Genomic DNA, 14754 nt, shown 5'->3' with positions numbered 1-14754 from the left:
CCCATTTATTCAACCGCTCGGTCATCTGCATCGACCCCAATGGGAAATGCCCGAAGCACAGGATGCGCCATCAGACCGGCATTCCATCCCGATCCCTTTGACGTTCCCAATCAGCCGTCACCCTCCCTCAATCCGATAGCCGCCTCCAGCCTCGCGGATGCGTTCGACATATCGCACCAGATCGACCAGCGATCGTGCGCCCATCTTACGCATCACCTGACCGCGGCGTACCTTGATCGTCACTTCGCTGAGAGAAAGCCGTGCCGCGATCTGTTTGTTGAGCAGGCCGGTGATGACGAGGTTCAGCACGTCCTTCTCTCCGTCGTTCAATGTGGCGTAGCGCTGGCATAGTTGCGCCCGGGCTTGCGCGTTGCGGCGGCTTTCTTTGTCCAGCGTCAGGCTTTGCTGGATGGCGTCGAGCAGATCCTGTTCGCGGAATGGCTTGATCAGGAACTCCATGGCGCCGGCCTTCATGGCGCGAACCGACATCGGGACATCGCCATGCGCGGTGATGAAGATGATCGGCATCCTGATGCCCATCGCCGCCATCCTTTCCTGAAATTCGAGACCGCTGAGCCCGGGCATGCGAACGTCAAGCACCATGCAGGAGGCGATATCCGGTCGCTCACTGTCCATGAAATGCTGTGCCGAGGGGAAGGCCATCGCGCGCAACCCGATCGAGGAGAGCAGATCCGCTAGTGATTCCCGCACGGATTGATCATCGTCCACGATATAGACGATCGAGGCCCCGTCATCGCTGATAGCGCCGATAGCGCCGATAGCGCCGTCATCGCGGATACCGCTGATATCGCTCATACCGCCCCCAAGGCCCGTGCCGGCAAGGTGAAGTGAAATTCCGCGCCGTCCCTTGGATGCGGGCATGCCCAAATGCGACCGCCATGCGTCTCGACGATCGACCGGCTGATCGCGAGCCCCATGCCCACGCCATCCGCCTTTGTGCTGTAGAAGGGATCGAATATCTGTTCGACCCGCGCGGGATCAATCCCCTTGCCGGTATCGGTGACGGCGAACTCCGCCACATTGCCGGGGAGCAGCATGGTCTCGATCGTCAATTCGCGGGTCCGCGAGTCGACGCCGTTCATCGCTTCAAGCGCGTTCAGGACCAGGTTGAGCAGCACTTGCTGAATCTGAACGCCGTCGGCGAAAACCAGCAACAGGCCGCTTCCGGATTTCCGGACAACGGCCACGCCAGCCAGGTCGAGCTCGCTGCGACACAGCGTCAGCACGTCGCTCACCAGTGCTTCGGCATCGATCCATGCCCGTTCGGGCTCCGCACGCTTCGAGAGGTTGCGCACATGGCTGATGATCTCGCTGGCGCGATTGGCGTCCATGATCATGCGCTCGATGGCCTGCTGCGCTTTCGCGATATTGGGCGGCTCGCCGGCCAGCCAGTTGCGGCAGGCCGCCCCGCTCGCGACGATGCCGGTCAGCGGCTGGTTGACTTCATGCGCGATCGATGCGGCCATTTCGCCAAGCGCGTTCACACGGGCAAGGTGCGCGAGTTGCGCCCGCGCCGCATGTTCCGCCAGCAAGGCCGTCGACCGCTCAAGCGCGAGATAGGTCGTCACGGCAATGGCGCAGATGCTGAGAATGCAATTGACGACGCCCGCTTCATAGGCGCCGCCCTGCGTCAGGAAGAAGCTGACCAGCGTCAGGCAGGACGAGATCACCGAGACGGCGAGGACACCCCGTGCCGGCAGGAACCCGGCGGCAATCAAGATCGCACCGACATAGAATACGGCGACCGCGATTTCGTAATTGGTCAGCGTGTCGGCGACGAAAATGACCGGGATGGCAATCATCAGCGACGCCCAGCGCGCGACCGTCGCCGGGCGATGACGGTCGAGCGGCTGACGACCGAGACGGAACGCGGGCCATATCATCTTCAATATATCCTCGCCCCCTTTCCGCATGGCAGTTCACGCGATCACCGTAGCGACACGCCGTTCAAATATCATCCAGGCTGGTCAGCCGCCACCGGGCGGCCGTCACCATGGGCTCAAGGCTCAGCCGCCCGACGATCTGCTCGAGCAGGCGGTCCTGACGATTGTCCGCCCGGACCAGGGCGGTGACTTCGACCCGGTTGCTCCCCTCGATGTCGCTGCTCTCCAGTCCCTGGACATGCAGGACGGAGCCGAGGTCACGCAAAAGCAGCGCACGGACATGGGCCTCCGCTTCGCCATGACAGACGATCCAGATCGCGTAGCGGCTTTCCAGTTCGCTGGTGGCAAGCGGCTGGCGCTGGACCAGACGCACCAGGGGCCTGAGCAACAGATTGACCAGGATGACGAATGCCGTCGTGATGATCGCAAAGCCGTGCTGGCCGGCGCCACACATCGCCCCGATCGCGGCCGAGCACCAAAGCGTCGCCGCGGTGTTGAGCCCGCGAACATTGGTGCCTTCCTTCATGATGACGCCGCCGCCGAGAAAGCCGATGCCCGACACCACATAAGCGATGATCCGCGTCCCGCCCTCGCCTCCCGCCAGACGTATGCCGAGATCCACGAACGCAGCCGCGCCCAGGGCGACCAGCGTGTTGGTGCGCAGGCCGGCCAGGCGCTGACGCCATTGCCGCTCGAACCCGATCAGGCTGCCGAGCGAGAACGCCGTGCCGAGATTGAGGACGGCGCTGATCATCGTCTCAATGGCCATGATCTTCATTCCTTCCTTCGATATCGCGTGCCTGCACACGCAAAGCCAACCGGACGGCCCGCCGCCGCACCGCGCGCGCGATGCGCAGCCCGTCGCGCGCCCGGCGCGGATCGAGCAGGCCCGACCAGGCCAGCCGGACGACCAGCCGCGACAGTGACCCGGCGCATGTCAGGCACAGCAGCGCGCCGGCCAGCCGGACCTTGCGCCAGACCGATCCGCTCATCGCCATATCGGCTCTTGCGGTCAGAATGATGATGTCACGGTCAATAATAGCTGCCGGGGCGCCGCCCGCATGAAGGTCTGATAATCCCCCGATGCCGAGAAGCCGCCAATGCCCGTGCTGCCGATATTGTTGCGGTTGAGGAGATTGTTGATGTCGAGGCGGACGCTGGTGTCGGGAATCCCCGACACGTCGGGCAGCCGATAGGACGCATAGGCATTGACCATCCAGTAGGTCGGCACATGGATGTCATTCGAATAGGTGAAGGGTTGATTGGCATAGATCGTACTGATCATGCCGGTGTCGAAGCGGCCGCGCTTCGCCGTCAATTGCGTGGTCAGTGAGGTTCCCGGATAGCCCGGCTGGTTCCGCCCCGCCAGCCGGAGCACGCCACCGGGAAAAGCGAGGTCGCTGTCATAGCGGAACCGGCTGAGCGAGAGCGACTGCGAGAGCGTGACCCCGCGCAGCAGATCGGCGCTGACGGTGATGTCGGTCCCGATGATGGTCGAACGCGGGACGATCCCCACCGTCCTGATCGGATTGAATTGCGGGCCGGTCGATGCGTTGAGCAGCCGATTCTGCACGATGCCGTAATAGGCGTCGAGATTGATCCGGAATGCGCCGAGGCGCCGATAGGCCCCAACGGTGAAATTCCAGTTCTTCTCGGGCTTGAGATTGGGCAAGGCCGCCTGGAACGTGGCCTGATCGTCCGCGGCCCATGCCGATGAGACGGGCCCGATATTGCCGCGCGGCGATACGCGATATCCAATCATCGTGCTGCCGATGTCGAGAAACATCGTCGTTGCGGAATCCGGGCGCCAATCCAGCGACACATGGGGCAGGAAGGCACTGCGGGCCGTCAAACTGCCGTTGGGCGCCTCGTCCGGCCCAACCCCGCCGCCCGCCGTCGTGAAGTCGACCGATTTGAAGCCGACCGTCAGCGTCGCGGCGTCAGTGATCCTGAAGGCGTCCTGGAGATAGGCCTGGAACGATCGCGTCCGCCAGCGCGAGCTGTTCCTGGTCTGGAACGCGGGGCCATAGACATCATAAGGTCCGACGGTCTTCAGCGGCGCGCCCTGGCCGAGCAGCGGCTCGCTATACCAGTTGAGTTCCGAGGTGGATGAGGCACGTTCGACCCAGACGCCGGCGGATAGCGTATGCCGTCCGGCGGAATAGCTGAGTTCGGCGGTGCCGCCAAAACGCCGGGAGCGTGGTTGCCAGACCTGATTGGAAAAGGGCGCACCGGTGGCCGAAGGGGTGGAGACGTCGCTGATCGCGATGTTGGTGACATTGCTCGCACCGTAAAACGCCACGCGCCCCGAAAGATCGGACGTGATGTCGAACCGGTGCGCGATGTTGCCGACCATATCGACCGTATTCTGGCCGGTGTCATAGGGCCTCAGCGCGGCCAATTCGCCGCAGGTATAGGCGCCGCACGATTTGTTGGCGTTCTCGGGAAGATTGATCCGATAGGCATAGGCATAGTCGGGAAACAGGATGTCGGTGCCGTTCCACCCAAGCTTTTCGAGCATGTCGAAAGAGGTGTTGTTATAGCCCCAGATGCGCGCACGGGCAGCGGAGAAGAAGACGGTGACATCGCCCCACGGCACGTCCTGCACCACCTTGACGTTGCCGCGGATCATGAACTGCGTACCCGCGCCGGTATATTTGTCCTTGAACACCCGTTGCGCACCGATGAGGATCCTGGGGCCGTTCGCTCCCAGTTCGCCCGAGTTAAGCGACGCGCTCGTCACCACGGTGTTGTTGCTGCCATAGGCGAGCGACAGGGACGCATCGGGCCTCTGCTTGGGGTCGGCCAATGCATAGCGTAACTCTCCGCCATCGGCGGTATTGGAGAAAGTGCTGACGCGCACCGAGCCGGGCGCCACCTTGATCGACCCGAGCGTGTCGGGAACGCCGACGCTCAGCACGGAATTTCCCGTGACGCTGCCATAGCTGCCGTCGCCGAGCGGAATACCCTCGAAGCTCAAGGCCAGTTCGTTGGCGCGATATCCCCGGACGAAGAGGAACGCGTCCGACAGGTCGAGGCCATAGGCGTCGGTGGAGGTGAAGCTGACGCCGGGCAGATTCTTGACCAGCGCCAGCGGATTGGTGCCGGGCAGCACATCGGGCCAATCCAGGCTGGTCAGCTCATATTCGCCGGGACCAGCCGGACGCGCGCGACCGGACTGCGTGCGCTGGCCGGTCACGACGATGTCCTGCAGGTCACCCGGATCGGTGTCTTGCGAGGCGGATTGCGGGGTTGGGGCCGCGTCCTGCGCGGCGATGGCCTGCGCGGACGCAGCATGGGGAACAGCCGTCGAAACCGGCAGCGCGATCAGGCTGAAGAAGGTCAGATTGCGGTCGAACATGGTGTTTTTCCTTAGGTCTATTCTGGGGGCCTGTTCCGGCCGGCGCGTCCGGCGTTCGGGCGCGCGGCACCGCACCCGACTGACGCCGAGCGACCCCGCCTGGGTGAAAGTCATGGCGGTCGTGTCAGCGTCGCGGGGGGTGCGGCGCTTTCGGAAGAATGAAGGGAGCGCCGGGCCCGAAAGGATCGGCCCGATGGTCCAGCAGGCTCAGGATAAGGCCCGCCCGCACGGCCCATCCCGCGGCAGGCGGGGGAACGGACCGTTGCGGGAGCAGCCGCTTCGGGAGGTGCGGACAGAGCATGATCAGAGCCAGGCCTTGAACCGACGGATGTAGAGCGTCTTGATGAGCTGGGTCAGCACGCAATAGCCAAGCAGCGTCGCGACGAGCCACGGGAAATAGGACCAGGGCAGCGGCTGGAGGCCGACCGCGGCACCAAGCGGCGAGAAGGGCACATAAATGCCGAAGGCGATGATGATTCCGGTCAGCACCAGCACCGGCAAAGCGGCCGTGCTCTGGAAGAACGGAATCTTTCGCGTCCGGATCATATGGACGATCAGCGTCTGCGACAGCAGGCCTTCGATGAACCATCCGGACTGGAACAACGACTGGTCGGCCACCGTGTTCGCGCTGAAGATGAACCACATCAGGCAGAAGGTCGTGATATCGAAGATCGAGCTGATCGGGCCGATCGACACCATGAAGCGCGCAATGTCGCCCGCATACCATTTGCGGGGCTTTTCCAGATACTCCTCGTCCATCCCGTCCCATGGCAGCGAGAGTTGCGACACATCGTAGCAGAGGTTCTGGATCAGCAGATGGATCGGCAGCATCGGCAGGAAGGGCAGAAAGGCCGAGGCGACGAGGACGCTGAACACATTCCCGAAGTTCGAACTGGCCGTCATCTTGATATATTTGATGATGTTCCCGAACGTCGCCCGACCGCACAGCACGCCGTCTTCGAGCACCATCAGGCTCTTTTCGAGCAGGATGATGTCCGCCGATTCCTTGGCGATATCCGCCGCGCTATCGACCGAAATGCCAACATCCGCATCCCGCAGGCCGGGCGCGTCGTTGATCCCGTCGCCCAGGAAGCCGACGGTGTGGCCAAGCGCCTGGAGCGCCCTGATGATACGCGCCTTGTCGAGCGGCGACAATTTGGCGAACACCACCGTCTTGCCGACGACCGCCCTGAGCGCGGCGTCGTCGAGCGCGGCAATATCGCGTCCGAGCAGCGGTTCGCCGACATCCAGCCCGACTTCGCGGCAGATCTTCGCGGTGACGACGGCATTGTCGCCGGTCAGTATTTTGACCGCCACGCCGTGCCGCCGGAGCGCCTCGATCGCGGTGGCCGCACTGTCCTTGGGCGGATCGAGAAAGGCCAGATAGCCAAACAGGGTCAGCCCCGCCTCATCGGCCACACCATAGGCATCTTTCGTTTCGGCGACGTCGAACGCGCGCGTTCCGACCAGCACGACCCGAAAGCCGTCCTGATTGAGGTCATGCGCCCGCGCCGCGACGTCGTGCCGGCGCATATCGTCGAGCGGCTCGACGCCGGTCGGCGTCATGACCTGGCTCGAGATGGAGAGCATCTCCTCGACCGCGCCCTTGCAGACCAGGAGATGCCTGCCGTCGCCATTCCCGACAACGACCGAGAGGCGCCGCCGCACAAAGTCGAACGGCATTTCGTCGATCTTGTGATACTGCGCCTGCCGTTCGATGCCGGCATGGCCCCTGGCATAATCAAGCACCGCCACGTCGAGCAGATTCTTGACCCCGGTCTGGTGTGCGCTGTTCAGCCAGGCGAGTTCCAGCACGCGGTCATCGCGCCGACCGGCAATGTCGAGATGATTTTCGAGGATCACCTTGTCCTGGGTCAGCGTGCCGGTCTTGTCGGTGCACAGCACGTCCATCGCGCCGAAATTCTGAATGGCGTTGAGCCGCTTGACGATCACCTTGCGCTTCGACATCGCCACCGCGCCCTTGGCGAGATTGGCGGTCACCACCAGCGGCAGCATTTCGGGCGTCAGGCCGACCGCGACCGACAGCGAGAACAGGAGCGCTTCGAGCCAGTCGCCCTTCACCAACCCGTTGATCGCGAACACGATCGGCACCATCACCAGCATGAAGCGAATGAGCAGGAAGCTGACGCTCCTGACGCCCTTGTCGAAAGACGTCTCGGCACGCTGGCCGACGATCGCCTTTGAGAGCGAGCCGAAATAGGTGTGGCGTCCGGTCGCGACCACCACCGCACGGCCCTGTCCGCTGACGACATTGGTGCCCATGAAGCAGATATTGGAGACGTCGAGCGGTCCGGCGTCGGGCCCGGTCCGGGCCGTCGCGGACTTCTCCGCCACCGCACCAAGCGTGTCGTACTTCTCGACCGGAATGGATTCGCCGGTCAGAACGGCCTGGCTGACGAAGAGGTCCTTTGAGTCAAGCAGGCGCACGTCAGCGGGGATCATGTCGCCCGCCCCGAGCTGGACGATATCCCCCACCACCAACTCCCGGATCGACACCTCTCGCAAAATGCCGGGGCAGTCCCGCGGCAAGGCGCGCCGCAACACGGTGGCGGTGGTCGTGACCATCGCCTGCAGGGCCTCGGCCGCCCGGCTCGAGCGATATTCCTGCCAGAAACGCAGGACGACGCTGAGCAGGATCATCGTGCCGATGATGATCGGCGCCTTGAGGTCACCGGAATCCAGGACGAGCGAAATCCCCGCGAGCAGTGCGAGCACGATAATGAAGGGATTGCGGCACGCGCCAAGCAGCTGGCGCGACCAATGCGGCGCTCTTTCATGCGCGGTCTCGTTCGGGCCGGTCTCGGCGAGCCGAAGCCTGGCCTCGGTCTCGGTAAGACCCTCGGCATTGGCCCGGACGGTCAGCAGCGTCGCCCTGATATCATTATGCGCTTCGAGTGCGGCGCGCAGCGAGAGCGTCCGCGCACCATCTTTCGCCGGCACCGTGATTCTGCGGGGGCCGGTCGGCCACCGACGGGTGGAGGAGGTCTTGAACATGAAACTGGCCTTCGTGGCGCGCGGGGACGCGTCGACGAAACCGGATCAGGTTACCGGCTTGTCCACACGTCTGGCGCAAGAAATTGGTGCTGGGTGGTGTGTGCATTGCGACATCGGCACGGCGGACTGCCCGCCTGTGCCGATGCCGCGACTAGGCCCTTCGTCCATGGCGCGCCTCCATCAGCCGGGGCTGCGACCGGCGCGCGCGCCGGGAAAGCGCATGCCGGCGCTGGCGGCAGGTTCCGTCACTGCCGAGCGTATCGATCTCGCCTGTGAGCTGCCAGCGCGCGGCCAGCCGTCCGGCCTTGTCGATCGACCAGACCATCTGCAGCTGCCGCACGGCACCAGCCACTCTGGTCGGCGCCATGGCCGGCACAGGCCGGAGGATGGCCGCGCGCGCGGGATTGTGGAGAATTTTGTTCATGTCTCACCTCGCAATGGCCGCACGCGGCACTACGAGCGAGACCCAGATGCCTAGGCTCGGACGAGCATCGCGTGCAGCGCGGTTGAGCAACTACTGTCGCCAGGCATCAAAAAGGGGTCCTTCGGTTTCGCTCGAACAGAGAATGTCTCTTCGGGCTTGGCAGGCAGATAGGCCCCCGCAATTGCGGGAGCAAGCGTGCGAGAGGGTGGAGAGACAGGGTATTGGTATCGGCGAAATATACTTAGGTATATTGGACTTGCGCGATACAGGCCGGCGATCCTTCGGTATCGGCCCGGCATCGGGAATATTGCCGGACCGAGCGTCATTGTGTCGATCGGCACTGGTGCGCCGTCCTGGTTCTTCGCCTGGGATTAGTCGCCGCCGACCCAGATCGGCGGCGTATGCCGCCACCATTCCAGGGCGGCCTCAAGTTGATAGGCGAGCGCGAGAAGCGTGGCTTCACCGCCGGGGCGCGTGGCGAACTGCACCCCAACCGGCAACCCATTGTCGGAGAAACCCATCGGAAGGCTGATCGACGGCGTGCCGGCAAAATTGTCGATCCAGCAATAGCCGGCATAGTCGACGAGATGGTCCCGTTGGCCGAGCCACGCGACGTCGGGGCCGAAGACGCCGATGCGAACGATTTCCGTGCTGAAGACAGGGGTCATCCAGATGTCGAAGTCATTCAGACTGTCGAGATAGGCGGCGGCAACCCGCTCCATGTGCCGCGTTGCGGCGGAAAATTGTTCGTCACCGATCCCCTTCCCGGCCGCCACCAGCGTCGCCGAACGATATTCCAGGTCATCCGGGGTGATCGGGATGCCGATCTGATCCGCAAGCAGGTCGAGCTGACGCGTGAACCTGCCTTCGATAAACATGTTCAGCGCATCGATCGCGGCGGGCCCTGCGAATGGCAGCGGGCCATCGCCGACATGATGGCCCAACCTGCCCAGCAAATCGATTGCATCGGCAAAGACCCTGCCAACGCTCGTGTCGGGCGGTCCGCCGGTTCGCATGATCGCGCTGTACGACCGGATGCGAAGCTTCTGGCCGGTCGGCGCGGTGACCCGCGGCACAGGGGTGAAGGCGGCGTTGGGGTCGCGTGTCTGGGTCGCTTCGAGCCAGGCGGCGGTGTCGCGCACGGTGCGGCTTACACAGCCATTGACACCGAGATCCGAAATCGAGCGCATCGCCTCGTCGCCGATATTGCGCCCACGCGACGGCTTGAGCCCAACCAGCCCGCACGGGGCGGCGCCGTGACGGATCGACCCCAGCCCGTCGCTCGCATGTGCGACCGGAACGACACCCGCCGCGACCGCCGCCGATCCGCCGCCCGATGAACCTCCGGGTGTGTGATCGAGGCTCCAGGGATTGCGCGTGGGGCCCACCAACGGCGATTCGGTGGCCACGTTGAGCCCCAGTTCAGGCATTGATGAGCGGGCGATGGAGATCAGCCCGGCATGGGCGATCGCCTGAGTGTAAGGCGAGTCTTCCGTCGGAATATAATCGCGCAATACGGCGGCGCCCCAGCTCGCCGGGATCCCTTTTTCGTTGATCATGTCCTTGATCAACGTGGGGATGCCGGCCAACGGGCCCGTACAAGGTTCAAGCGCCTGAGTTCGGGCGCGCTCGAACACAGGCCATGCGATGAAGTTGAGCCGGGAATTCACCGCCTCCGCACGCGCGATGGCCGACTCGATTAACGCGCTCGGCGTCGTGTGCCCCGCCTCAAGCGCGTCGCGCATATCCATCATGTCGCTTACCCGGCCAGGGGGCGATGGAATCGTCGTCATGCGTCATCTTTTCCGAAACGTGAGAATTGATCGCCCGGACCTTGCCGATAGCCGCGCCGGCCTGGCCCAATGATCCGGACCGGGATGCCAAAGCGGCGTCTTAGTCGCTGTGGGCGGGGACTGCCTGCCAGGACGGCGTTCCCGGCGGCGGCGGCACGAGAAAGCGCAGCGCCCGTGTGACGGCCGCGCCAAGCACGGAGATATGCGTTTCGTCAGCGAAAATCGCCAGTGCGGTGGAGACGCCATGCGCCGCGAGCGCGGCGCGCATGCGATGGGCGTTGCTGATGATCGAGGCGGCGGCGAGCCCCTCGCCCGGCTCCTCCTCCCGCGCGCCGGCCGACAGGAACACGATCGTGCCGGATGGGATCGCGCCTGCCGGCAGCGCGCGCACCGCGGCGACCATTTGCTCATCGCCCGGCGCCGGCGGGAAATCGACCAGTGCGGGACTCAGCATCGCATAGCCCGTGAATGCGTCCGGGCGTTGCGTCAGGGCATAGGCGGCGAAATGCCCGCCCGCCGACATGCCAAACAATATGCGCCCTGCCCCTCGTGCCTCGGGTACGCGACGCTCCACCTCCGGTGCGACCGTATCGAGCAGCGCCGCCAGAAACGCGTCCGCACCGCCCAGTTCCAGCGTCCCGAAACCCGGCATGTCCAGCGACCGTCGCGGCCCGCGATAGAAATCCAGGCCACGCCGCTGCCCGACGAACGCATAATCGCCGCGCTCTTCGGCATAGCCGATCCCGACAATGACCGCCGGCCCGACCTCGCCGGCATACCGCCCCATTCGCGCCGCTTCAACGACGGTGCCGAAGCTGTAATCGGCATCCGTCACATAGACCACCGACGGCGCACCCGAGGTTGCGCCAGCCGCCTGACCCGACGGCCGCGCGATCGAGATGCGCAAGCTGGTGCCGAGGCCGTCGGGCGTGACGACGAAGCTCTCAATGCCGGGAATGGCGGGAATGGCGGTATCGGTCATGCCTTCATCCTCATGTCACTTTACCAGCGAGCCTGCTCGCCATCGTCAGTATTTGAACGTCACCGCCACGCCGATCGTGCGCGGTTGCTGCACGGTGATCTGATTGACGCCGAGCTGCGTATAGGCAGCGAGTTGCGCACGCTTATCAGTCAGGTTCCTGACGAACAGGTCGATATCGACATGCGCGCTTTCCAGTCCGGCATGGGCATCGAACAGTGCATAACCCGGCAGCACATAATTCGGGAACGCGACGCTCGATTGCGGCGAGCTATTGCGCGCCCCCGCAAAGCGGGCCGAGCCGCGCACCACCGCCTGCCAGCGAGACTCCACCGGTGCGCGATATTCCGTCGACAGCGAGCCGCTCCAGCGTGGGTTGTTCGGCAATGTGTCACCGACCTTCGCGATACCGGCCGGTGACGTGATCCGGGTAATTTTGCTGTCGGAAAAGGCCAGCGTTCCCGACAGGCTCAATCCGTCGACCGGCCGTAGCGTTGCGCCCGCTTCGAACCCATAGACACGAGCGTCGCCGGCATTCGCAAAGCCGTTCAGCCCGCCCGCGCTGGCGAAGGCGAGGAAATTCTTCCATTCGAGATAATAGCCGGTCACGTCGAACGAGCCGCGCCCACCCCAGAATTTCGTCTTGAGCCCCAATTCGTAATTATAGGTCTGATCGGGATTATAGACGGGGTCGAATCCGGGAACGGGAAAATTCGGTCCGCCGGGACGAAAGCCGGTCGCGAACCGCGCGAAAATCATGCCGTCGCGCGAAAAATGATAGCGTGCGGTGGCAAGATAAGTGGCGACCGTCTTCGCTCCCTTTTGCGGACCGGTATCGGCCGGTGGACCGGACCCGAGGCCGCTGACCACGAAAAGCATCTTATAGGCAGCAAAATTGCTGCCGCTGAGCAGCGTTCGGTTCGCCTGCTCGATTCGTCCGATGCGCAGCCCGCCGGTGATGTCGAATGCATCGGAAAAGGCATAGGTGACGTTACCGAACCCGGAATATTCGGTGAGCGTCGTCGGGATCGTCACGAGCAAGGCCGGATTGATTCCAGGGACGAGCGCGCCCGAGGTGGTTCGGGCATTTACCGATTGCCGCTGCTCGCTGCGCTCATGCGTGTAATATCCGCCGACCAGCCAGCTGACCGGGCCGCTGCCCGTCGAGGTCAGACGCACTTCCTGGGTAAATTTCCTGAAGTCGTTGAGCGTGTCGTTGCTGAGCAGGCCCGGCGCGGGAATTGTGACGCCACCGAGCAGCGGGAGGATGTTGACGAAGATGGTATTCAGCGCCCCGGTTTCCTGCGGGAAAGCATAATTCACATTGAGGTGCTGATACGACGTCACGGAAGTCAGATTGGCAAAATCGAGATCATAATCGATCTTGCCGACGGCAAACCTGGTCTTGCGATTGGTGTTCGGTACCAGATAGTCGTTATTGACGAGATCGCCATCGCGCGGCGTGCGGTTTGCGGCATAGACCACCTGATCCTGCACATATTGATTTTGCCTTTGATAGATACCGGCGATGAAGAGTCGGAGCCGGTCGACTGGTTTGAACAGGACCGAACCCTGCACACCGTAATTCCGCCAGCGATTCTGGTCGGCGACATTGGTCAGGCCATTGTCGATGAAGCCGGCGCGGCGGTCGTGAAAACCGGACAGGCGCACAGCCAGTTGATCTTCGATGATGGGGATACTGAGTGCAGCACGCTCCGAATGGCTCGTCCCCCCGCCCTCTGTACCGCTAAGGCCCATACGGGCGATCGCGTTGGGCTTTTGCAGATCCGGCTCGCGCAACGAATAGGAGATGAGACCGGCCAGGGTGTTCGCCCCGTAAACCGTGCCCTGCGGACCTTTGAGTATTTCCACCCGCTCAAGATCGATCGGATCAAGGTCGAGCGAACTGGCGCCCCCTGTTTGAAAGCTCGAACTCGGCCCGACCGGCGCGCCATCGACGGTAATGCCGACCGACTGGCCGAAATCGGCGCCGGTATTGATGCCGCGAATGACCGGCGAGCCCGTGCCATAGCCGGCATTGAACTGGAGGCCGGGCGTCTGCCCGGCAAGGTCAGCAAGGCTGGTGTTGCCGTTTTTCAGCAGATCGTCGCCGCGAAACGCGTTGATCGCCCCTGCCACGTTGAGAATGCTTTCGGCGCGCTTGTTGGCGGTGACGATGATGTCGCCAGCATCGGACGACACCGCTTCGGACGATTCCGGCCGCGTCTCGGTCGCTTGCGTCGGCGCCGGCTGCGCCTGAGCAAAAACAGGTGACGCAGCAAGGGATTGGCACAGCACGATCACTGACGTCGCAACCGTAAAATTTCGCAGATTTCTCACCAGCATCCTCCCGAGCTTGCTGGTCAACCAGCGCCCTTGAGGCATATTTAATACAACCAACTTATTTATGGTCAAGCAAAAATAAGTTGACCGTATTGTAATTTTTGATAGCGACGTAAGGCCCACGCAGCGGAAGATGGGGAAAGCGCCCCGTTTCAGGCGCTGCGGCGGCAACATGGGGCGGATGCCCGGCGTGACATGCCTGTTTCGACATGGCCCGATACTGCAGTGAGGCGATCTTACCGATGATGGAATGGGAGTGATGGCGAGCTCAGTGAAAGCCGCTCGGCGCAGCCATGCCGAGCGCAGCGCTTCCACCCGGTCCAAAGTGCTCGCTGCCGCTCGCGACATTCTCTGCACGCAAGGTTATTCGGGCGCCACGATGAGTGTGATCCGTGATGCCACAGGGATGAGCCTTGGCGCGATCCAGCATCAGTTTCCCACCAAGGCGAAACTCATGGCCAGCGTGGTTGAAGAGTTTTCCAACCATCGGATCAGGATTTATGCCGAGGCGATCCGTCGCGGCAGAACGCCCCGGGAGGCGATGGAAAATCTCATCGATGCCAATCTCGACGTGATCAGCATGCCCGAGGCAGCAGCCTCACTGGAAGTGACCCTGGCGCGGAGGAATGATCCGGAACTGGACAAGGAAGTCGAACCCCGCGCGCGCCGCTTCGACCGGCATGTGCTCAGATGGGGCAACTGCATCCTTCGTGCCGCCGGAATCAGCAACGATAGCCATACGCAGAGCATACAGTTGCTCAGCAACGCCGTGACGCGCGGCCTTATCGTCGAATATATCCGCAATCCGGACAAAGCGGCGATCAAGCGCGCATCGAACATCTGGAAGGCGCAGATGCTTACATTGCTGTTCGGCCCTGAGTGAGCCCCCTGGCCTGGCGCGGCGACTGTCGATCTCGCACAACGCCGGTGCGATC

At 63.3% G+C, this 14754-nt stretch carries 11 protein-coding genes; 1 reads left to right on the top strand and 10 read right to left on the bottom strand.

Annotated elements, in window-relative coordinates:
* Positions 1-117: 117 nt before the first annotated feature.
* The 10 genes from OO12_RS16070 to OO12_RS16025 form a co-directional block, all read right to left on the bottom strand.
* Positions 118-816 carry a response regulator transcription factor gene (locus OO12_RS16070; protein WP_082006575.1) on the bottom strand — a complete coding sequence of 233 codons (699 nt, stop codon included), beginning with the start codon at positions 814-816 and terminating at the stop codon, positions 118-120.
* Entirely contained in the window at positions 813-1904 is a 1092-nt protein-coding gene (locus OO12_RS16065) for a sensor histidine kinase (RefSeq protein WP_082006584.1), read from the bottom strand. The genes OO12_RS16070 and OO12_RS16065 overlap by 4 nt, the downstream gene beginning before the upstream one ends.
* 64 nt (positions 1905-1968) lie before the next feature.
* Positions 1969-2682 carry an MgtC/SapB family protein gene (locus tag OO12_RS16060; protein ID WP_235364827.1) on the bottom strand — a complete coding sequence of 238 codons (714 nt, stop codon included), beginning with the start codon at positions 2680-2682 and terminating at the stop codon, positions 1969-1971.
* Positions 2663-2896 carry a hypothetical protein gene (locus tag OO12_RS16055; RefSeq protein ID WP_152616474.1) on the bottom strand — a complete coding sequence of 78 codons (234 nt, stop codon included), beginning with the start codon at positions 2894-2896 and terminating at the stop codon, positions 2663-2665. The genes OO12_RS16060 and OO12_RS16055 overlap by 20 nt, the downstream gene beginning before the upstream one ends.
* 20 nt (positions 2897-2916) lie before the next feature.
* On the bottom strand, positions 2917-5265 hold the full coding sequence (locus OO12_RS16050) for a TonB-dependent receptor (RefSeq protein WP_034159705.1): 2349 nt from the start codon (positions 5263-5265) through the stop codon (positions 2917-2919).
* Positions 5266-5568: 303 nt separating this feature from the next.
* On the bottom strand, positions 5569-8226 hold the full coding sequence (gene mgtA, locus OO12_RS16045) for a magnesium-translocating P-type ATPase (protein WP_235364826.1): 2658 nt from the start codon (positions 8224-8226) through the stop codon (positions 5569-5571).
* A gap of 205 nt (positions 8227-8431) precedes the next feature.
* Positions 8432-8704, bottom strand: coding sequence for a hypothetical protein (locus tag OO12_RS16040; RefSeq protein ID WP_034159704.1), 273 nt, complete (start codon positions 8702-8704; stop codon positions 8432-8434).
* A gap of 371 nt (positions 8705-9075) precedes the next feature.
* Entirely contained in the window at positions 9076-10497 is a 1422-nt protein-coding gene (locus OO12_RS16035) for an amidase family protein (RefSeq protein ID WP_082006572.1), read from the bottom strand.
* A 100-nt stretch (positions 10498-10597) separates the two neighbouring features.
* Positions 10598-11479: an alpha/beta hydrolase gene (locus OO12_RS16030; protein WP_034159703.1), complete on the bottom strand. Its 882-nt coding sequence runs from the start codon at positions 11477-11479 to the stop codon at positions 10598-10600.
* Between the two features lie 45 nt (positions 11480-11524).
* Positions 11525-13816, bottom strand: a complete 2292-nt coding sequence (locus tag OO12_RS16025; RefSeq protein WP_160296828.1) for a TonB-dependent receptor — start codon at positions 13814-13816, stop codon at positions 11525-11527.
* 262 nt (positions 13817-14078) lie between these two features.
* Between OO12_RS16025 and OO12_RS16020 the strand changes: the two genes are divergently transcribed.
* Positions 14079-14702 (top strand): TetR/AcrR family transcriptional regulator, encoded by a 624-nt coding sequence (locus tag OO12_RS16020; protein ID WP_034159701.1) that lies wholly within the window; start codon positions 14079-14081, stop codon positions 14700-14702.
* Positions 14703-14754: the final 52 nt, after the last annotated feature.

The organism is Sphingomonas sp. ERG5, assembly GCF_000803065.1.
Taxonomy (GTDB): Bacteria; Pseudomonadota; Alphaproteobacteria; order Sphingomonadales; family Sphingomonadaceae; genus Sphingomonas.
This window is presented reverse-complemented; position numbering and strand designations above follow the sequence as displayed.

Coding starts and splice junctions, on each gene's coding strand:
- OO12_RS16070 (WP_082006575.1), bottom strand. CDS start 816: ATGAGCGATATCAGCGGTATCCGCGATGACGGCGCTATCGGCGCTATC.
- OO12_RS16065 (WP_082006584.1), bottom strand. CDS start 1,904: ATGATATGGCCCGCGTTCCGTCTCGGTCGTCAGCCGCTCGACCGTCAT.
- OO12_RS16060 (WP_235364827.1), bottom strand. CDS start 2,682: ATGAAGATCATGGCCATTGAGACGATGATCAGCGCCGTCCTCAATCTC.
- OO12_RS16055 (WP_152616474.1), bottom strand. CDS start 2,896: ATGAGCGGATCGGTCTGGCGCAAGGTCCGGCTGGCCGGCGCGCTGCTG.
- OO12_RS16050 (WP_034159705.1), bottom strand. CDS start 5,265: ATGTTCGACCGCAATCTGACCTTCTTCAGCCTGATCGCGCTGCCGGTT.
- OO12_RS16040 (WP_034159704.1), bottom strand. CDS start 8,704: ATGAACAAAATTCTCCACAATCCCGCGCGCGCGGCCATCCTCCGGCCT.
- OO12_RS16035 (WP_082006572.1), bottom strand. CDS start 10,497: ATGACGACGATTCCATCGCCCCCTGGCCGGGTAAGCGACATGATGGAT.
- OO12_RS16030 (WP_034159703.1), bottom strand. CDS start 11,479: ATGACCGATACCGCCATTCCCGCCATTCCCGGCATTGAGAGCTTCGTC.
- OO12_RS16020 (WP_034159701.1), top strand. CDS start 14,079: ATGGCGAGCTCAGTGAAAGCCGCTCGGCGCAGCCATGCCGAGCGCAGC.